17 protein-coding genes are annotated in these 18,721 nt (G+C 34.4%); 7 read left to right on the top strand and 10 right to left on the bottom strand.

Annotated elements, in window-relative coordinates; genetic code table 11:
• Position 1 precedes the first annotated feature (1 nt).
• Entirely contained in the window at positions 2–382 is a 381-nt protein-coding gene (locus BM361_RS12370) for a DUF779 domain-containing protein (RefSeq protein ID WP_038263520.1), read from the top strand.
• A gap of 68 nt (positions 383–450) precedes the next feature.
• On the opposite strand, the gene BM361_RS12365 is transcribed toward BM361_RS12370, so the two are convergent.
• From BM361_RS12365 to BM361_RS12355, 3 genes are read right to left on the bottom strand one after another with little or no spacing between them, the layout of a single operon-like run.
• Complete coding sequence (locus BM361_RS12365) at positions 451–1,410, bottom strand: TerC family protein (protein WP_038263517.1); 960 nt, start codon at positions 1,408–1,410, stop codon at positions 451–453.
• 12 nt (positions 1,411–1,422) lie between these two features.
• Entirely contained in the window at positions 1,423–1,914 is a 492-nt protein-coding gene (locus BM361_RS12360; protein WP_074979184.1) for a hydrolase, read from the bottom strand.
• 4 nt (positions 1,915–1,918) lie between these two features.
• Positions 1,919–2,686, bottom strand: coding sequence for an MBL fold metallo-hydrolase (locus BM361_RS12355; protein WP_074979182.1), 768 nt, complete (start codon positions 2,684–2,686; stop codon positions 1,919–1,921).
• 214 nt (positions 2,687–2,900) lie between these two features.
• Between BM361_RS12355 and BM361_RS12350 the strand changes: the two genes are divergently transcribed.
• Entirely contained in the window at positions 2,901–4,379 is a 1,479-nt protein-coding gene (locus BM361_RS12350; protein ID WP_038263505.1) for a nicotinate-nucleotide adenylyltransferase, read from the top strand.
• Between the two features lie 225 nt (positions 4,380–4,604).
• Positions 4,605–5,327 carry a hypothetical protein gene (locus BM361_RS12345; RefSeq protein WP_074979179.1) on the top strand — a complete coding sequence of 241 codons (723 nt, stop codon included), beginning with the start codon at positions 4,605–4,607 and terminating at the stop codon, positions 5,325–5,327.
• Here BM361_RS12345 and BM361_RS12340 read toward each other — a convergent pair.
• Positions 5,317–6,051 carry a sulfite exporter TauE/SafE family protein gene (locus BM361_RS12340; protein ID WP_074979177.1) on the bottom strand — a complete coding sequence of 245 codons (735 nt, stop codon included), beginning with the start codon at positions 6,049–6,051 and terminating at the stop codon, positions 5,317–5,319. The genes BM361_RS12345 and BM361_RS12340 overlap by 11 nt on opposite strands.
• 69 nt (positions 6,052–6,120) lie before the next feature.
• Here BM361_RS12340 and BM361_RS12335 point away from each other — a divergent pair, with 69 nt between their 5' ends.
• Positions 6,121–6,360 (top strand): putative signal transducing protein, encoded by a 240-nt coding sequence (locus BM361_RS12335; RefSeq protein ID WP_074979175.1) that lies wholly within the window; start codon positions 6,121–6,123, stop codon positions 6,358–6,360.
• Positions 6,361–6,406: 46 nt separating this feature from the next.
• Here the strand turns inward: BM361_RS12335 and BM361_RS12330 are convergent, their stop codons facing one another.
• Positions 6,407–8,032, bottom strand: coding sequence for an ABC-F family ATP-binding cassette domain-containing protein (locus tag BM361_RS12330; RefSeq protein WP_038263493.1), 1,626 nt, complete (start codon positions 8,030–8,032; stop codon positions 6,407–6,409).
• Positions 8,033–8,204: 172 nt separating this feature from the next.
• On the opposite strand from BM361_RS12330, the gene BM361_RS12325 reads away from it, so the two are divergent.
• Positions 8,205–9,614, top strand: coding sequence for a TlpA family protein disulfide reductase (locus tag BM361_RS12325; protein ID WP_074979438.1), 1,410 nt, complete (start codon positions 8,205–8,207; stop codon positions 9,612–9,614).
• A 115-nt stretch (positions 9,615–9,729) separates the two neighbouring features.
• On the opposite strand, the gene BM361_RS12320 is transcribed toward BM361_RS12325, so the two are convergent.
• The 3 genes from BM361_RS12320 to BM361_RS12310 all read right to left on the bottom strand — a co-directional run bounded on the left by BM361_RS12320 (position 9,730) and on the right by BM361_RS12310 (position 14,402).
• Positions 9,730–10,989: a cysteate-C-fatty acyltransferase gene (locus tag BM361_RS12320; RefSeq protein WP_038263490.1), complete on the bottom strand. Its 1,260-nt coding sequence runs from the start codon at positions 10,987–10,989 to the stop codon at positions 9,730–9,732.
• A gap of 165 nt (positions 10,990–11,154) precedes the next feature.
• Positions 11,155–12,195, bottom strand: a complete 1,041-nt coding sequence (locus BM361_RS12315; RefSeq protein ID WP_038263487.1) for a cysteate synthase — start codon at positions 12,193–12,195, stop codon at positions 11,155–11,157.
• Positions 12,196–12,266: 71 nt separating this feature from the next.
• Positions 12,267–14,402: a S9 family peptidase gene (locus tag BM361_RS12310; RefSeq protein ID WP_074979174.1), complete on the bottom strand. Its 2,136-nt coding sequence runs from the start codon at positions 14,400–14,402 to the stop codon at positions 12,267–12,269.
• Positions 14,403–14,473: 71 nt separating this feature from the next.
• On the opposite strand from BM361_RS12310, the gene BM361_RS12305 reads away from it, so the two are divergent.
• Both BM361_RS12305 and BM361_RS12300 read left to right on the top strand, forming a co-directional pair.
• Positions 14,474–14,797, top strand: a complete 324-nt coding sequence (locus BM361_RS12305) for a YbaB/EbfC family nucleoid-associated protein (protein ID WP_074979172.1) — start codon at positions 14,474–14,476, stop codon at positions 14,795–14,797.
• Between the two features lie 47 nt (positions 14,798–14,844).
• Positions 14,845–15,174 (top strand): YegP family protein, encoded by a 330-nt coding sequence (locus BM361_RS12300; RefSeq protein ID WP_038263478.1) that lies wholly within the window; start codon positions 14,845–14,847, stop codon positions 15,172–15,174.
• A gap of 35 nt (positions 15,175–15,209) precedes the next feature.
• Here the strand turns inward: BM361_RS12300 and BM361_RS12295 are convergent, their stop codons facing one another.
• Together BM361_RS12295 and BM361_RS12290 are read right to left on the bottom strand one after the other, a co-directional pair.
• On the bottom strand, positions 15,210–16,250 hold the full coding sequence (locus BM361_RS12295; RefSeq protein ID WP_074979170.1) for a threonine aldolase family protein: 1,041 nt from the start codon (positions 16,248–16,250) through the stop codon (positions 15,210–15,212).
• An 18-nt stretch (positions 16,251–16,268) separates the two neighbouring features.
• Positions 16,269–18,668, bottom strand: coding sequence for a zinc-dependent metalloprotease (locus BM361_RS12290; protein ID WP_074979169.1), 2,400 nt, complete (start codon positions 18,666–18,668; stop codon positions 16,269–16,271).
• Positions 18,669–18,721 lie beyond the last annotated feature (53 nt).

Raw genomic sequence — 18,721 nt, 5'->3', positions numbered from 1 at the left:
GATGGTAAAGAGGGTTGAAATTAGCGATAACGCTAAAGAGGTTATAGATCAATTACGAGCCCAACACGGTGAACTAATATTTCATCAAAGTGGAGGGTGTTGTGATGGGTCTTCCCCAATGTGTTTTCCAAAAGGAGAGTTTATCTTAGACCATAATGATATCTGGCTTGGTACTATTCATAATTGCGATTTTTTTATATCTAAGTCACAATTCGAATATTGGAAACACACCCAATTAACCGTTGATATCGTAAAAGGAAGAGGTTCCAGTTTTTCACTGGAAATACCTTTAGGAATACGATTCATTATTAAATCCAGACTTTATTCTGAGGGTGAGACAGCAAATCTATCTCCAATAAAGTTAGCAACGGAAATAGAATAGTAATAGTTGGTTAGGTTGTTTAGATTTAAGGCTTGTCTAATGCTTGGGGCAAGCCTTTTTTTCTAAAGTTAATGTTCTTTATTTTTCTTTGGCTTTAAATATAACGAAGCTAGTATTCCTCCTGCAAGCGAACCTCCGATGATTGTTAACGACAACCATTCGGGTAAACTATAATGATGCGAAACAATTAGTTTAATCCCTACAAAGATTAATATTATCACCAAACTATATTCTAAATAAGAAAATTTGTTAAGCATATTGGATAGAAAGAAATACATCGATCTAAGGCCCATTATAGCCATAATGTTCGAACTAAAAACAAGAAAAGGATCGTGTGTAATTGCTAAAATTGCCGGTATACTGTCGAGTGCAAAAAGTACATCTGTAAATTCTATAACAATCAAAGCTATTAATAGCGGGGTGGCTGCCAAAATATGTCTTCGTCTAACCAAAAAATGTTCTCCGTCAATCTGCGATGTAATTGGAATTACCTTACGAACATATTTATAAACAAAAGAGTTTTTAGGATTGAAACTTTCCTCTTTTTGAAAGAGCATCCTTATAGCCGTAAAAATTAAAAATCCTCCAAATACATAGGTTGCCCAATAAATCTTTTTAATCAAAATAACACCAAAGAATATCATCAGAGCCCTAAAGACAATAGCACCTAAAATTCCCCAAAACAATACTCTGTGTTGATATTTTTGAGGAATACTAAAGGATGAAAAAATAACTGCAATCACAAATATATTATCTACACTTAGTGAGAGCTCTATTAAATATCCGGTAATATACTTAAGGGTAGCATTTGATGGAGTTAAATCATCAGGATTATCAATATATCCTTTAGAATAAATAAAGTACACTACCAGGGAAAACAATAACGCTGAACTAACCCAAACAGTCGTCCAAAATCCAGCTTCTCTATTACTAATCACATGGGCTTTTTTATTAAATATTCCGAGATCCAACGCTAAAAAAACGATGATACCAGCTATAAAAATTCCCCAAACTAAATTTGTTTCCATATTTCCCCTACCCTAATACGATGTATAAAGTAAATGATCAATTAATGTAAAATCTACTCCAAGATCCTCTTTAAGTTCATATTTTATAAAAAGTTCTCCCCAGTATTTACCATCAGAGAAATCAGCAATAATCCATTTATGGTTTAAAACCTTAATTTTATTAATCTTTATAGACCCGTTCATTCCTGCATATGGAACTAAGGGATTATCTCCTTTAATCTCATTAGTTTCCAATAATTTATCCGCTATATACCTCGGCAGATCATCTATGTTGACAGCATCAAAATAAGTAAGTGCATCATCATTATTCTCCAGAGAAAAATATTGTAGTTTAAAATTATTAAGGGTAAGTTGCTGAATAGAATCATCTAAGACTTTTAGTTGTTCCTTCAGATCTTCCATTTTCTTTGTTTCAGCATCAAAATATTTTTTAGAATTCACGTATTGAAATAAAATGAACAATACTGAGAAAAAAAACAAAAACATGAAAATTTTATTCTTCATAGCGTTATATTTCTATAGTTAAGTTATCGAAAGCCAAAAATACATTATTTGGTAAATTAGCTTCTACTTTTGCATGGAAACCTAACATATGGCTTATGTGAGTCAGGTATGCCTTTTTGGGGTTAATTCTTTCGATCAATGCCAATGCCTCCTCGAGGTTGAGATGGGATATGTGTGGCTGAATTCGCAAGGCATTGATCACTAGCACATCCAGTCCTTTTAACTTTTGAAGTTCTGAAGCATCTATAGTTTTTACATCCGTTAAATATGCAAATTTATCGAACCTGTATCCAAACACCTGTAAGTTATGATGCCATACATTAACAGGGATTATATTTAAGTTTCCTAACTTAAATGATTGGTTATTTTTAATTTCATATTGATCAACTTCAGGAGCTCCGGGATATCTTTGATGCGGTTCTACGAATATATAATCAAAACGTTTCTCTAAAGATCTTAAAACTCTTTTATGCCCGTAAATAGGTAAATTTCCCTGACGAAAATAGAAAGGCCTAATATCGTCTAAGCCGGCCGTATGATCTGCATGTTCATGGGTAAATAAAATACCATCTACTCTATCTACATTATTTGTAAGCATTTGCTGTCTGAAATCAGGACCACAATCTACAATATAACGATAGTCATCCCATTCAACCATGACTGATACCCTCAGGCGTTTATCTCTTGGGTCCTCACTCAAACAAACCGGATGATCACTACCTATAATAGGAATACCCTGAGAGGTTCCTGTACCTAAAAATGTTACCTTCAAATCGCTGTATTTTAAATCAAACTTACATAAATTTTTCTCATTAAAAGAGTGCTGAAGTTAAAATGAAGAGTTTTTAAAAAATTAACTTTCGTGGTATTTAAAACACAGAAATTATAAGAAATATTGGATCGTCGAAACAATTTAAATTTCTCCGGTTTTTCAGCAATACCTTCATGAATCTTATTAACTTTGCAATAAACAAAACAACTTAACAATGGCTATTGTTTTACAAGGTGATAAAAATTTTGAAAACATCCCTTCTTTAAAATCCAAAGCTCTTAGGATTAATCTGAATGAAGATATTTACGGTACTTTTGCTGAAATTGGAGCAGGACAAGAAACCGTTAGACACTTTTTTAGAGCTGGTGGAGCATCCGGTACTATTGCCAAGGCGATGAGTGCCTATGATAAAGATTTTAGTGATGCAATTTATGGTCCGGAAGAAGATGGACGTTATGTGACAGAATCTAGACTTAAAAAAATGCTTTCTCACGAAATGCGCCTTATGGAAGAACGTATAACTCGTGAAAAACATCCGAATAAACTTTTCTTTTCCTTCGCTAACACAGTAGCTACTATTGATTTTAGCAAAAAGTATAAAGGACATGGTTGGATGGGTATTAGGTTTCAGGTAGATCCGAATGAAGACTATAATGAAATTGTACTCCATATTCGTTTTAAACAAACAGAGGCCAGACTACAACAGGAAACGCTTGGAATTGTTGGTTTAAACCTTATTTACGGTGCATTTTACAAACATGATAAACCTAAAAAGCTTTTAAAATATCTATATGATCATATAGATAAAGATACCTTAGAAATCGATACAATCAACTTTTCAGGGCCTAGCTTTAAAGATGTTGATAACCGATTAATGAGCTTGCAGCTTGTAAAAAATGGCATGACTCAGGCAGTTATGTTTGGTCCTGATGGTAATAATATATTGCCAGCGGCTGTCCTATACAAAAAAAATATATTAGCGTTGCGTGGAAGCTTCCGACCGGTTACGCTTGTGAATATGGATATGTATAAGAAATCTTATGAGATTTTTATACGTGAGAATAAGGTTGAGCAAGATAATGCAGTAGTGATATTTGAGATAACATTATCCAACCTTAGAGCAGAGGGTGAGATCGATGAAAAAGACTTTATGGATAGGGCTCAATTGCTTTGTTCATTAGGTCATAAGGTTATGATCTCAAACTTCCAGGAATACTACAAACTGGTTGAATACTTTTCGAATTACTCAAGAGAACGTATGGCTCTTACTATGGGTGTTAACAACCTGGTTGAAATATTTGATGAAAAGTACTACAGACATCTTAGTGGTGGAATACTAGAGGCATTCGGTAAACTATTCTATAAAGACCTTAAGGTATACCTGTATCCAATGATTAATCCGGAAACGGGTTCTGTAAGCACCAGTAACAACTTAAAGGTGCATCCTCGTATGAAAGAACTATATAAGTTTTTTAAATACAATGGCAAAGTAGTAGATATATTTGACTATAATCCTGAAATATTAAAAATATACTCTAGAGAGGTTCTTAAGATGATTGCCGATGGTGAAGATGGATGGGAAGATTTATTACCAGAAGGAATATCTCAATTAATTAAAGAACAGCAACTCTTTGGCTATCTTCCTCAAAACTTTGATAAAAAGAAGTCGAAGAACTTAATTGAAGATAATTAACTCATAGAATGGATAAATTAAAAAGCTGTCTTAATAGACAGCTTTTTTTATTTCATTTCTTCTCAAAGAAGGATATTTCCTCCACAACGCTCCTCCTTATACTCTATTAACCGTTAAGAAACCAAAAGCATAAGTGTTAATTGAAGAAATTTGCGTATTGAAATCTTGGCGAAAAAAACATAATTATTTAATTTTAAGATGGTTAACAAAAAAATACGTTGACAAATGGCTATTTTAAGTCGGGTAGATGTTGTTTCAAAACTTCAGAATTACAGAGATGCTTTAAGATCATCCAAGTTAATTCTGGAGGAGGTACATGCTATATTAAATAAGGAAGAAAACAGAGACATCAGAATAAAATCTCAGCTTGATTCCGAATCTGAAATATTAGAAAATAATTTTAATTTCGATCTCCTTAATACTGAAAGCATTTTTCATATTAACCAGATCAAAAAGATATGCATTGATTACCGTTTACGTTTTTTAAGCACTACCTATTTTAAAGGTGATTTTCCTCAAAAAACTATAAACAAAATTAAATTAATTGAAACACAACATCAAATTCAAATTAAAGGATATAGAATTATTGCACCTTCCAAATTATTTAAATTAAAGAACGCTGATGATCCGCTACTATTTGCGCCGATTGGTAATAATTATTTTTATTTAATTGATAAATGGGGTAAAGATTTACATCCATTACGAAAATACCTGATGTTACCTTTTAAAAATTTAAGAAATTTAATTCTCTTGGTTTTATTACTGAGCCTTTTGGTAACAAGCCTATTACCCATTAGGTTGTTTACTACTAATCCGGATAAAGCTACTTTTTGGTTATTATATATGTTTGTTTTTAAAATGATTGGTAGCATTGTGATCTTTTATGGCTTTGCGCTAGGGAAAAACTTTAATCATGCTATTTGGAATAGTAAGTATTTTAATGCGTAAATATAATTTTAATTAATGTTGCCAATCCAATTAATAAAATTAATCCTAGTGATACCCTTTTGAAATTATCTTGTGAAATAAACTTTAGAAGATACCTCCCTATATAGGTTCCAATAAATCCTATAACAAATAAAAATGGAATATAAATGAATAACTCTTTCTTCATATACCCATTAAGGTAATACACGATAGTCCTTGATGAATCGACGAAGAAGTCTATAAAGGCCGATGTAGCAATAAAAGAGCTCTTCTCCAGATTAAAAGCCGCCATGGTTAAACCCCTAATAGCTCCTCCTGTACCCAGCAATCCGGCTATGAACCCCGACACACTACCTCCCAGCAGGGCATTTATTTTATTTGGCTTCAATACCCATTCACTTTTTAAAAGCAGTACCAGACTAAGGATTACCAAAAAAGCTCCCAATGCAATTTCCAGTAGGTCCGTTTTAAATAATTTGGTTAAGACCCCACCAATTATAACCAATATTATTGATGGAATACCGATATAAATTAAAAGGTTCTTATTAAGACCTCTACGAAACAGCGCTATTTTACTCAAATTACTGGAAAAATGAAATAATGCAGTTAAAGCTAAAACTGATTGGAAGTCAAAATAAAAATTTGCCAATGGTACAAAAAACACAGACGAACCAAAGCCTCCAATAGTCCCTACTATTTCAGCTATAAGAGCTAAGAACAAAAAGAAATATTCTAAATTTTTCATTAGTGATGGCTAACTAATTCTAATTTAAGTAAATTATTCTGATTATCTTTATAAGTAAATAAAATAGATATGGAATCACATTACAAAAGAATTTATACGGGTCCAGGTGTAATAGCTGATCAAATAGCTACGAGGCTGAAAGAGGTTGATATCATTCCACTTTTAAAGGATGAATCTGAGTCTGGAAGACTCGCTGGTTTCGCTCCGCAGGTCTACGGATATATACAAGTGTTTGTTCATGAAGATGAACTGGAAAAAGCCCAAATAATAATGGATCAAATGGGCGACATCGCAAAAGAAGGAAATTAAAAATTCAATTAAAAAGTTAAAAAGCCGCTATTAAGCGGCTTTTTATTTAAACGGTTACCCCGTACATTTTATCTCTTAATTCCTGAACGCCTTTATCTGACATATAATCATCAAAGCTCATATATCTGTCAATAACTCCATTAGGAGTAAGTTCTATTATCCTGTTTGCTACCGTTTGCGCAAACTCATGATCATGTGTTGTTAAAATCACATTCCCTTTGAAATTCTTTAATGAATTATTAAAGGCAGTAATACTCTCCAGATCCAAGTGGTTCGTAGGTTCGTCCAGCATTAATACATTAGCGCGCATCATCATCATTCGGCTGGTCATACATCTTACTTTTTCTCCACCAGATAGCACATTACATTTCTTGAGAGCCTCATCTCCACTAAACAACATTCTTCCCAAAAATCCTCTTATATAGACTTCTTCACGCTCTTCTTCAGTCTGTGCCCATTGACGTAACCAATCGACCAGATTATCATCACTTTCAAAATAAGATGAATTATCAGCTGGTAAATATGCTTGAGAGGTGGTTACACCCCACTGAAATTTACCTGTATCTGGTTTTAAATTCTCATTTACAATTTCATAAAAAGCCGATGTTGCTTTGGAATTTTTAGAAATCAAGGCTACTTTATCTCCTTTAGCCAGGTTAATATCCACATTCTGGAAAAGTGTTTCTCCATCCAGGGATGCCGAAAGGTTTTCAACGTTAAGAATCTGATCTCCCACTTCCCTATCCATATCAAATATGATAGCAGGGTATCTTCTACTTGATGGTTTGATATCTTCGACTTTAATTTTATCGAGCATTTTCTTTCGTGCGGTTGCCTGTTTACTTTTTGCTACGTTGGCACTGAATCGCTGAATAAACTCCTGAAGCTCTTTAGCCTTCTCTTCTGCTTTTTTATTTTGCTGAGCTCGCTGTCTTGCTGCTAGCTGACTACTCTCATACCAAAAGGTATAGTTCCCTGTAAAGTGCGTGATTTTACTAAAATCAATATCAGAAATATGCGTACAAACAGCATCTAAAAAGTGACGGTCGTGGGAAACAACAATCACTGTATTTTCATAATTCGCCAAGAAATCCTCTAACCACCCAATAGTCTCAAAATCCAGATCATTGGTAGGCTCATCCATAATCAACACATCGGGATTACCAAACAGGGCCTGGGCCAATAACACACGAACTTTTAGTTTAGGATCCAAATCTGCCATTTGAGTATAATGCATATCTTCAGTAACACCCAAGTTAGAAAGCATAGAAGCAGCATCACTTTCAGCTGTCCAACCATTCATTTCTTCAAACTCAACCTGAAGCTCTCCAATTCGATCGGCATTTTCATCAGAATAATTAGCATACAATGCATCCATTTCTGTTTTAACTTTGTGAAGAGGTTTATTCCCCATTAAAACGGAATCAAGTACATTATATTCATCATATGCATGGTGATCCTGTTCCAGAACGGACATCCTTTTACCCGGTTCTAAATGAACATTTCCACTTGTAGGATCCATCTTTCCGGCTAATATTTTCAGAAAAGTAGATTTTCCTGCACCATTGGCTCCAATAATCCCATAACAGTTGCCCTGAGTAAATACGACATTTACTTCATCAAACAACACTCTTTTTCCAAATTGTACAGAAAGATTTGATACTGTAAGCATTTATTCTATTTTTGATGTTCTTAATTGCCGCAAAATTAAGAAATATCTAATGAAATTAAGGGTGTTAAATAACTTTTAAATTACTTTTTTAACTAGCCATTAACACGACGAAATCTCAAGCTTTGTTAGATTTGTTATAAGTAAGCTACCTAAAGTGCTTAATGAAATAAAGATGAATAGATTCTTTTTAGTTCTTATTACTATTACCCTAATCAGTTGCCAAGAAGAAAAACGGAATACTACGACATACTTTGGTGGGGAAATCGTAAACCCTAAAGCAAACTATGTAGTATTATACCATAATGAAGAGGTTGTCGATTCTGCTGTTTTAGACCAAGACAATCGATTTTTAATGAGACTTGACAATCTGCAAGAGGGACTCTATAACTTTAAACATTACCCTGAGTATCAATACGTTTTTATAGAAAAAGGAGACAGTATCCTGTTTCGTTTAAATACGCTTGACTTTGACGGTTCCTTAGTATTTTCTGGTAAAGGGTCCATAAAAAATAACTTTCTTATCGATATGTTCTTATTAGATGAGGATGAAAAAAAACTTGTTTACAATTACTATCGCCTGGAGCCTCTCACATTTAAACATAAGATGGATTCCCTTCAAGAAATGAAACTGGAGCAGTTCGAATCTTTCGCTCAAAATTTTGACATTTCTGAACGCGCCAAAAAAATTGCTAAAGCCAGTATTGATTATAATCATTTTGTGTCCTTTGAGCACTATCCTACCATGTACAGATTGAATCACGGACTGAAACAGGCTCCCGAAATGCCAGGAGATTTTTATGATTACAGAAGTTTTATCGATTACGGAAACGATGATATGGTTCATTACAAACCATATATGGATTTCTTGGTAATGCACTTAAACAATCTATCTTATAATAACTGTAAAAAGTTCTGCTCCAAGGATGAAATAATAGAGCGCACCCTTCACTATCATACTCACAAACTTCATTTGATTGATAGCTTGGTTGATGGTAGTGAATTAAGAGATAACCTCTTTAGAAATGCCGCTTACTCCTATCTTTTGAGAGACCACAACCTTAAAAATAATGAGCAATTCATTGCAGCTTACAATGAGGTGGCGAAAAACAAAGGTCACAAAGCAGAAATTAACAATGTCTTTCAAAATATTCGAAATTTACAACCTGGGAATAAACTACCTGACATTTTACTAACATCAATCAGCGACGATACAGTACATATTACAGATGTTGTAGAAAATCCTAAAACCTCAGGTACTATCTTCTATTTCTGGTCAACAAATCAAAAAAGACACCTTATCTATATTAACAAGCGAATGCTTGAATTGCAAAATAAATACCCTTCTTATCAATTTGTTGGGATTAATTTCGATGACATTTCACCTGAACAATGGTTGAATACGGTAAAAGCGAATGGTTTAAATCAATTATCGCAATACAAGACTGTCAATCAGCAGGAAACCAGCAAAAAGCTGGTTATAGACCATTTGAATAAGGTTATTATTACAGATAACCAAGGAATCATTACGAATGCTTTTGCTAATGCAAATTATCAAAATATAGAAAACACCATTAGTCGATAAATCATTATAGTTTATTGAATAAAACTCGAATCATATCTTTAAGATGTATAACCTCATAAAAAAATCCGTCCAAATTTGGACGGATTTTTTTATGATTAGTATTTATGTAATATTGTTATTCGCCCATGGCTTGTGCTACTGCAGCTGACAATCTTTTATAAGTACCGTTCGTTAGTTTTTCACGAATAGCTTCAAATGCTGAAAGCGTTTCTTCTATATCTTCTTTATTATGCGAGGTTGTAGGAATCATTCTTAACAAGATGATTCCTTTAGGGATTACCGGATAAACCACAATAGACAAGAAAATACCATAATTTTCTCTAAGGTCATTTACCATAGCCATGGCTTCAGGGATACTACCTTCCAGATATACAGGAGTTACACATGTATTTGTGTCGCCAATATCAAAACCACGTTCTTTTAATCCGTTTTGAAGCATATTAACATTTTCCCATAACTTAGCTTTAAGCTGAGGCATGGTTCTTAGCATATCAAGACGTTTTAAAGCTCCTTTGGTAAAAATCATTGGTAAGGATTTGGCAAACATCTGAGAACGCATGTTATACTTTAAAAAGTCTATAACATCTTTGTTCCCGGCAACAAATGCACCAATACCTGCCATTGACTTCGCGAAGGTAGAAAAGTACACATCTATATCCTCCTGAACTCCTTGTTCTTCACCTGCACCCGCTCCGGTCTCACCTAGTGTACCAAAACCATGTGCATCATCAACAAGCATTCTAAAGTTATATTTCTCTTTTAATGCGGCAATTTCTTTTAATTTACCCTGTTGTCCTCTCATTCCAAAGACCCCTTCGGTAATTACTAAAATACCCCCATCATTTTCTTCGGCAATTTTGGTAGCACGCTCCAGATTCTTTTCCAGGCTACTGATATCATTGTGCTTATAAGTAAAACGTTTACCCATGTGCAAACGAACACCATCTATGATACAGGCATGAGAATCTACATCATAAACGATAACATCATTTTTTGTAACTAAAGCATCAATAATAGATACCATTCCCTGGTATCCAAAGTTTAACAGATAGGCAGATTCTTTTTTAACAAAACTAGCCAGTTCCTGCTCTAATTGCTCATGAATGTCCGTATGTCCACTCATCATTCTTGCTCCCATAGGATAGGCAGCACCATATTCCGCAGCTGCTTCCGCATCTACTTTTCTAATTTCAGGATGTGTTGCCAACCCCAGATAATCATTAAGACTCCAGTTAAGTATCTCTTTTCCTCGAAACTTCATTCGTGGCCCCAATTCTCCTTCCAACTTAGGAAACACATAATATCCTTCTGCTTGCGATGCCCATTTACCTAGAGGCCCTTTGTTATTCTGTATTCTTTCAAATAAATCTCTCATGTAGATTTTCGGGTTAATTACAACTCAGTTAAAATTAAAAAGCATGCAAAACTAAAGATTTTTCGATTGATATCATAAAAAATCGATAGCCTAAATGCTATTTATATTAATACTTTTAAGCAAAATAGCACCCTTAGGTGCTATTTTATATTCGTTAAATTCCTATTATTTAACGTGTTCTATTTTACATTCTTCTTCGGTATTCACACTATCGAAAAAGCCTTGTTCATTCATCCAATCGTCGCTATAAATCTTACTCATATATCTAGATCCATGGTCCGGAAATATTACAACTACATTACTATGCTCATCAAACTCGCCTTCTATCTCCAATTGTTTAATAGCCTGCCATGCCGCTCCGGAAGTATACCCAACGAACATTCCTTCTGTTCTGGATATATCTCTTGCCGTATGCGCACTTTCTTCATCCGTTACCTTAACAAATTTATCTATTAAATCAAAATCTGTAGCTGTTGGTATCAGGTTCTTTCCTAACCCTTCTATGCGGTATGGGTAAATTTCATTGGAATCAAATTCTCTGGTTTCGTGATATTTTTTCAACACTGAGCCATAGGCATCAACCCCGATTATTTTGATGTTAGGATTTTGTTCTTTTAAAAATTTTGAAGTTCCGGAAATGGTACCTCCGGTTCCACTACAGGCAATAAGGTGAGTTATTTTACCTGCGGTTTGTTTCCAAATTTCAGGACCGGTAGAATTATAATGAGCATCCATATTTAGCTCATTAAAATACTGATTAATATATACAGATCCTTTCATTTCTTCATGAATGCGCTTTGCAACCTGATAATAAGACCTTGGATCATCTGCTTTTACATGAGCTGGACAAACATACACTTTTGCACCCATTGCCCGTAACATATCAATTTTATCTTTAGAAGACTTAGAACTTACTGCAAGAATACAATCATATCCCTTTATAATACTCACCATGGCGACACTAAAACCAGTATTACCTGATGTTGTTTCTACAATAGTATCACCTGGCTTTAATATCCCTTTCTTTTCAGCTTGTTCAATAATATATAAAGCAATTCTATCTTTCGTGGAGTGCCCAGGATTAAAAGCTTCTACCTTAGCATAAAAATTACCTTTAAAATTTTTAGCTATTTTGCTTAGCTTAATCAATGGGGTATTGCCTACTAGGTCTAAAACATTATCGTAAGCATTTATCTTTTGTTCCATAATAGTGGGGTTAGGTACAAAATGGTTTATTAGCTGAATTCAAACGGTGCAAAGTTAAACTTTTTTTTGAATTAGTCCTGAATATGTTCTAAATCCAACAGGAATGCATATTCTTCTGCCAATTCTTTTAACGCTTCAAATCTACCCGAAGCACCGCTATGACCAGCATCCATATTCGTATGAAATAATAATTTGTTATCGTCTGATTTTAATTCTCTTAATTTTGCCACCCACTTTGCAGGCTCCCAATATTGAACCTGAGAATCATGATATCCTGTAAGAACCAGTAAGTTAGGATAGCTTTTATTTTCAATATTATCGTAAGGAGAATATGATTTAATATACTCGTAATACTCTTTATCATTTGGATTTCCCCATTCATCGTACTCGCCGGTTGTTAAAGGGATTGATTCGTCTAACATCGTTGTAACAACATCCACAAAAGGCACAGATGCAATTACACCATTATACAATTCCGGCGCTATGTTCATAACGGCCCCCATAAGCAGTCCTCCTGCAGAACCACCCATGGCATATAAATGTTCAGGTGACGTATAATTTTGATCAATTAAGAATTTTGAAACAGCAACATAATCAGTAAATGTATTCTTTTTTCGGAGTAGCTTTCCATCATCATACCAAGGTCTTCCTAGATACTCACCACCTCGTATATGTGCAATGGCATAAATAAAACCTCTATCCAGTAAGGTTAATCTCGATGAAGAAAAATATGGATCAATAGTAGCTCCATATGACCCGTATCCATACTGTAAAAGCGGATTTGACCCATCTTTTTTTATCCCTTTACGATACACTAAGGAAATCGGAACTTTGGTGCCATCTTCTGCAGTTGCCCAAACCCTTTCGGAAACATAATTCCTTTTATCAAATTTCGGATCCAAAATCTCTTGTTCCTTTTTAACCTCTTTTTCTTTAGTTACCATATCAAAATCGATAATGGAGGCAGGTGTAGTTAAGGAGGTATAACCATATCGAAGGATCTGAGTATCAAACTCAATGTTAGTTGTGGAGTAAGCTGTATAGGTTTCATTATCGAATGGAAGGTAATATTCATCCTGTCCATCCCATCTTATTACCTTTATTTTATTTAATCCTTCACTTCTTTCACTAACCACTAAAAAGTCTTTAAATATATCGATATCTTCCAATAAAACATCTTCTCTATGCCCTATTACTTCTATCCAGTTTTCTTTTTCAGTTGCATGTTCAGGAGTTTTCATCAATTTAAAATTGATAGCTCCATCTGCATTGGTAAGTATATAAAAAGAATCATTAAAATGAGATAACCCATATTCCATACCTCGCTCTCTACCTTGAAAAATTTTCAATGCAGCATCAGGATTATCAGCGGGTAAAATACTATACTCTGCCGTAAGGGTACTCGAACTTCCAAAAACTATATACTTTCTAGATTTGGTTTTATAAACAAATGCATTAAAAGTTTCATCTTTTTCTTCGTAGACAAGCTTATCCTTAGAAACATCTGTTCCTAAAGTATGTTTGTAAATTTTATCTGAGCGAAGGGTTTGCTGATCTTTACGAGTATAAAACAAAGTGATATTATCATTAGCCCAAACACTTCCTCCTGTTGTATTCTTTATAACTACAGGAAGTACCTCTCCGGTTTCAATATTTTTTATCTTTATATCATACTGTCTTCGACTTACTGTATCGATCCCATAAGCCACAAACTTATTATCCGGACTAATATTTATTCCTTTAAGATGAAAGTAAGAATGTCCTTCAGCCATTTGGTTACAATCGAACAACACTTCTTCTTTGGCTTTTAAAGATCCTTTTTTACGGGTATAAACAGGATAATCCTTGCCAGTTTCATATCTCGTTATATACCAGTATCCATTATATTTATATGGAACTGAGGAATCGTCTTCCTTTATCCTCCCTTTCATCTCTTCGAATAAGCTTGTCTGAAATTCCTTGGTATGCCTGGTCATTTCATCGTAATAGGCATTTTCTTCCTCTAAGTAAGCCAAAACATCTTTACTATCTCTCTGATTCATCCAGAAATAGTTATCTATTCTAATATCACCGTGTTTTTCTAATGAGGTAGGCTCTATCTTAGCCTTTGGAGCTTGAATGTGAATCATATTATCTTTTTGCTTTTCCAGTTTGCATGAGGTAGCAAAAATAGCACATAGTACTAAAACAAAAATTTTGTTTTCCATTAAGATTTTTATTGTACAGCCTCTAATTTAGTATTTTTGCGTGAGCTTAAACTTATAAATATTATAAAATTATGTTTGGAGATCTTATGGGTATGATGGGTAAACTGAAAGAAACCCAGAAAAAAATTGAAGAAACAAAGAAGCGATTGGATTCTGTAATAGTAGATGAATCAAGTTCCGACGAATTGCTTAAAGTGTCTTTAACGGCCAATAGGGAGATTAAATCAATCGATATTGATGACAGCCTACTTGCTGACAAAGAACAACTTGAGGATTATCTGGTGCTAACTATCAACAAAGCTATTGAAAAAGCAACTAAAGTAAATGAGGCCGAATTAGGAGCGGTAGCAAAAGATGGCATGCCTAATATTCCAGGAATGGATTTTTTTAAATAAAGAATTTAGTTATATTTATGACAGACTAATCATAAAAAAAAATCATCATGTTTGAACTTTTTCAAAGCGAAAAAAATGACAAATTCTATTTTAACCTGAAAGCTAAGAACGGCCAGGTAATCCTGTCAAGTCAAGGATACGAGAGTAAATCAGGAGCTTCTAATGGCATTAATTCAATTAAAGAAAATGCCGAAGATGACAGTAAATATGAACGTAAAACTGCATCTAACGGAAAGTTTCATTTTAACTTAAAAGCTGGAAACGGTCAAATTATTGGTAGTAGCCAAATGTACGCTTCCGAAGCTGGAATGGAAAATGGAATAGAGTCTGTTAAAACTAATGCCAGTAGCGCAGGGGTTGAAGACAAAACTGAATAATTAAACAAACATGGTTTCCCTAATAAAAAAAGCTGCTAAATAGCAGCTTTTTTTATTTTCAAAATTTTCAAGGTCTTTAGGAGATATTCATGCATTGGATCCGTGTAGTCTAAATGTGTTACCATTCTGAGTTTTCCCATACCCATACTAATTATCTTAATATTATTCTTCATGAGTTCATTCATAAAATGAACTTCATCTATATCATCCTGTAAATAAAAAATAACAATGTTAGTCTCTACGGGTTCAACCTTCTTGACAAATGGTCTATCTGCTAAGGCATCTCTTATTTCCAATGCCTTTTTATGATCTTCTGCTAAACGACTAATATGATGGTCTAAAGCATACATACCGGCAGCAGCTAAATACCCTGCCTGACGCATCCCTCCTCCGAATACTTTTCGAATTCGCAAGGCTTTGTCAATATGTTCCTTTGAACCCAGGAGTACAGACCCTACCGGGCATCCCAATCCTTTGCTTAAGCATACAGAAATAGTGTCAAATAAAAGTCCATACTGCTCGGGAGATTCATTTTTAGCAACCAACGCATTCCATAGCCTTGCACCATCAAGGTGATATGCCAGCTGATGTTGCTCACATACATCCTTTAATTTCATTAATTCATTGAAATCCCAACACGTACCCCCTCCTCTATTTGCTGTATTTTCAGTACAAATCAACTTTGTTAAAGGACTGTGATAGAAATCAGGTGGATTTATATAGCTCGCCGCTTGAGCCGCAGTAAAAGTACCTCGCGTACCATCTATTAATTTACATGACACTCCGCTATTAAAACTCACTCCTCCCCCTTCATAATTATAAATATGAGCGTCTTTATCACAAATTAACTGATCTGATGGCTGGGTATGCAGCTTTATTGCGGTTTGGTTAGCCATGGTTCCACTTGGAAAAAACAAAGCAGCTTCCATCTGAAACATTTCAGTCAATTTGTTTTCAAGAGCATTTACGGTTGCATCCTGCTTAAAAACATCATCACCAACTTCAGCACTCATCATGGCTTCCAACATGGCTTTAGTTGGTTTTGTTATGGTATCACTAATTAAATTTACTTCCATTTTCTTATTCTAAAGTTTTTAATTCATTAAACAATCTACTCCAATTGGGGAACCATCCGGTATTTTTGGTGTTTGAAACAACTGATACTTTTGCGGTTCCTTAAAATAAATGTCTATTTCTGTAGCTAAGAATGATGCAAAACTATCTTTTTTCCTTCTTTCCAACCAAGTCTTCAATCTTTTCAATTTAAAATCAGTTGTTGCTTTAACGCCAGGAGAGGTGTTCTTATTCACTGATAACCTGATTAGACTTTTAACAACATTATAATTAATTATTTTTTGAATCTCACCTTCGTAACCTGAACGATAAGGATTCTCTATGGTCGATTGGAGTATAATATCTATTAAATCTTCTAAACCCAATTGATTGGAATTCAAAGCAGCTTGCTGAAGAAGCCTATTTGCCCTTTCAGGATGGAACAATAAACTTAAAGTAAAGTCGCTTGCTGTCTCTGCAGCGGCGATTGGATCGAAGGTAACACCATTATGACTTTTAAAAGATTCCCTACTCCTATTAAATCCGTATGCACGTGGCGGAAAAAGATTTAAAATATTTTCAGGAATCATTAATGTTTTTGGATCAATAGTTTGTAACAACACTTTTAAAGCTTCATTTTGAGTTGCAACATCAACTTCTTCCACTACTTTTTGATTTCCTCCTTTTACGGCATAATTATAATCTACCCCACCGATAACTTTAATGACCGCTTCTGTCTGATACCTATGAAAAAAATACAGTGGAACAAAAACATCCTCCAAAACAGTGAAGGGTTCACCAGTTCGAATATTATCACTTGTGAAATTTTCAATGGCCGCTTGCCTAACCGCTAATACATTCTTCAATTCTTCTGTTGCGCTAGGCCCATTATCCCATAAATGAGCATTTGGATGAGCTCCTCCTTTAGCTCTTGCGTCACTATCTGAAATAAACTGATGTCCTTCTTCAAAAGCATTCCTCAATATTTTACTCAAAGCTTTATTTTCATTAATTGAATCTGAAAACACACTGTAAGAATAGGCAACAGTTACTTTATCCCATTCACCTATCCCGGTTTCATATGCTTTAGAAAAATCGACATGACCATCTTTAACACTAAACTGCGGATGTGGATAATCCATAACTGAAGCCCTATCTAATGCACTTGCCGCAAAATTATGAGCAAACCCTAATGTATGTCCAACCTCATGAGCAGCCAATTGTCTGATTCTAGCTAAAGCTAACGCTAACATCGGTTCATAATTGTCGTCATCTTTTTCAAAAGGTTTATTCATAAGGGCTTGAGCAATTAAAAAATCCTGCCGGATTCTAAGGCTACCCAAACTCACATGACCTTTTATAATTTCTCCGGTTCTGGGATCTTTCACACTGGCGCCATAGCTCCAGCCTCTTGTTGACCTATGAACCCATTGAATTACATTATACCTTACATCCATAGGATCGGCGTCCTCAGGTAATACTTTTACCTGAAATGCATTTTTAAAACCAATTGCCTCGAATGCCTGATTCCACCAACTTGCACCCTCAAGCAAAGCCGATCTAATGGGTTCAGGTGTTCCATTATCCAAATAATATATTATAGGCTCTATCGGTTCACTCATTGGTAATTCAGGATTCTTTTTTTCCAATCGATGTCTGGTAATATATCTCTTTTGAATTGGTTCAAATACGGGTGTTGCATAATCCATGTAAGAAATTGAAAACGAACCACTTCTTGGATCAAATACTCTTGGCTTGTATTGATTATCAGGTAATTTAATAAACGAGTGATGCTGAACAACTGTTACAAAATCTGAATTTGGTGATACTGATCTAATATAATTCCCTTTAGCCTCTCCATTAAAAGTGAGCATGGCCTCAAATTCATTATTTTCAACAAAAGCCTTCGTTCTGGCCATATAGAGCGCACTCTTACTTAAATCTAATTTGTAGGTTCCCTGATCGTTATCTTTTAACTTCTTCGCAACACCATGAGCATCCCTTAATAAAAAAGGAGTAAAATCAATAATATAACTTTTGCCTTCATGTTCTTTTATTTCAAAACCAAATAAAACAGATTTAGCAAAAGCCTGTTCTACAGACTTTACTTCTAAATCATTTTCAGAATTAGCACGATATTTTAAATTCGGTTGTATTAATAAAAGTTTGTTACCTGCTTTCTTAAACAAAACCACTTGTTCGCCTCCTAACTGCCCTCTATCCAATCCCAAATCATTACTTCCTACTCCACTACTCAATGAATTCACGTAAAGGAACTCTTCCTCCAGCTTATCTACTTCTAAAAATATTTTATCTTCACTTGGCTGGTAGTAAATGTTAAAGAAACCTTCCTGTTTTTCTAAATCATTTTTCTTTTCTAGAAACTGAGCATTCGTATAGTTAATGAAAATTAAGGCGGCTAGAACAAATTTTTTATACATAATTTTGCTAATAAGAGTATTGGCTAAATTTATGTATAATTGTTTTTATTCCC

This window comes from Zhouia amylolytica (genome assembly GCF_900116365.1).
Lineage (GTDB): Bacteria > Bacteroidota > Bacteroidia > Flavobacteriales > Flavobacteriaceae > Zhouia > Zhouia amylolytica.
Note: the sequence above shows the minus strand (reverse complement) of the source record. Positions and strands in the feature narration are given on the sequence as shown.

Bases quoted from the DNA above. Each gene is read 5' to 3' on its own strand.
- BM361_RS12325 (WP_074979438.1), top strand. From the start codon at position 8,205: ATGAATAGATTCTTTTTAGTTCTTATTACTATTACCCTAATCAGTTGC.
- BM361_RS12305 (WP_074979172.1), top strand. From the start codon at position 14,474: ATGTTTGGAGATCTTATGGGTATGATGGGTAAACTGAAAGAAACCCAG.
- BM361_RS12350 (WP_038263505.1), top strand. From the start codon at position 2,901: ATGGCTATTGTTTTACAAGGTGATAAAAATTTTGAAAACATCCCTTCT.
- BM361_RS12360 (WP_074979184.1), bottom strand. From the start codon at position 1,914: ATGAAGAATAAAATTTTCATGTTTTTGTTTTTTTTCTCAGTATTGTTC.
- BM361_RS12315 (WP_038263487.1), bottom strand. From the start codon at position 12,195: ATGGAACAAAAGATAAATGCTTACGATAATGTTTTAGACCTAGTAGGC.
- BM361_RS12320 (WP_038263490.1), bottom strand. From the start codon at position 10,989: ATGAGAGATTTATTTGAAAGAATACAGAATAACAAAGGGCCTCTAGGT.
- BM361_RS12290 (WP_074979169.1), bottom strand. From the start codon at position 18,668: ATGTATAAAAAATTTGTTCTAGCCGCCTTAATTTTCATTAACTATACG.
- BM361_RS12330 (WP_038263493.1), bottom strand. From the start codon at position 8,032: ATGCTTACAGTATCAAATCTTTCTGTACAATTTGGAAAAAGAGTGTTG.
- BM361_RS12365 (WP_038263517.1), bottom strand. From the start codon at position 1,410: ATGGAAACAAATTTAGTTTGGGGAATTTTTATAGCTGGTATCATCGTT.
- BM361_RS12335 (WP_074979175.1), top strand. From the start codon at position 6,121: ATGGAATCACATTACAAAAGAATTTATACGGGTCCAGGTGTAATAGCT.
- BM361_RS12370 (WP_038263520.1), top strand. From the start codon at position 2: ATGGTAAAGAGGGTTGAAATTAGCGATAACGCTAAAGAGGTTATAGAT.
- BM361_RS12345 (WP_074979179.1), top strand. From the start codon at position 4,605: ATGGCTATTTTAAGTCGGGTAGATGTTGTTTCAAAACTTCAGAATTAC.
- BM361_RS12340 (WP_074979177.1), bottom strand. From the start codon at position 6,051: ATGAAAAATTTAGAATATTTCTTTTTGTTCTTAGCTCTTATAGCTGAA.
- BM361_RS12295 (WP_074979170.1), bottom strand. From the start codon at position 16,250: ATGGAAGTAAATTTAATTAGTGATACCATAACAAAACCAACTAAAGCC.
- BM361_RS12300 (WP_038263478.1), top strand. From the start codon at position 14,845: ATGTTTGAACTTTTTCAAAGCGAAAAAAATGACAAATTCTATTTTAAC.
- BM361_RS12310 (WP_074979174.1), bottom strand. From the start codon at position 14,402: ATGGAAAACAAAATTTTTGTTTTAGTACTATGTGCTATTTTTGCTACC.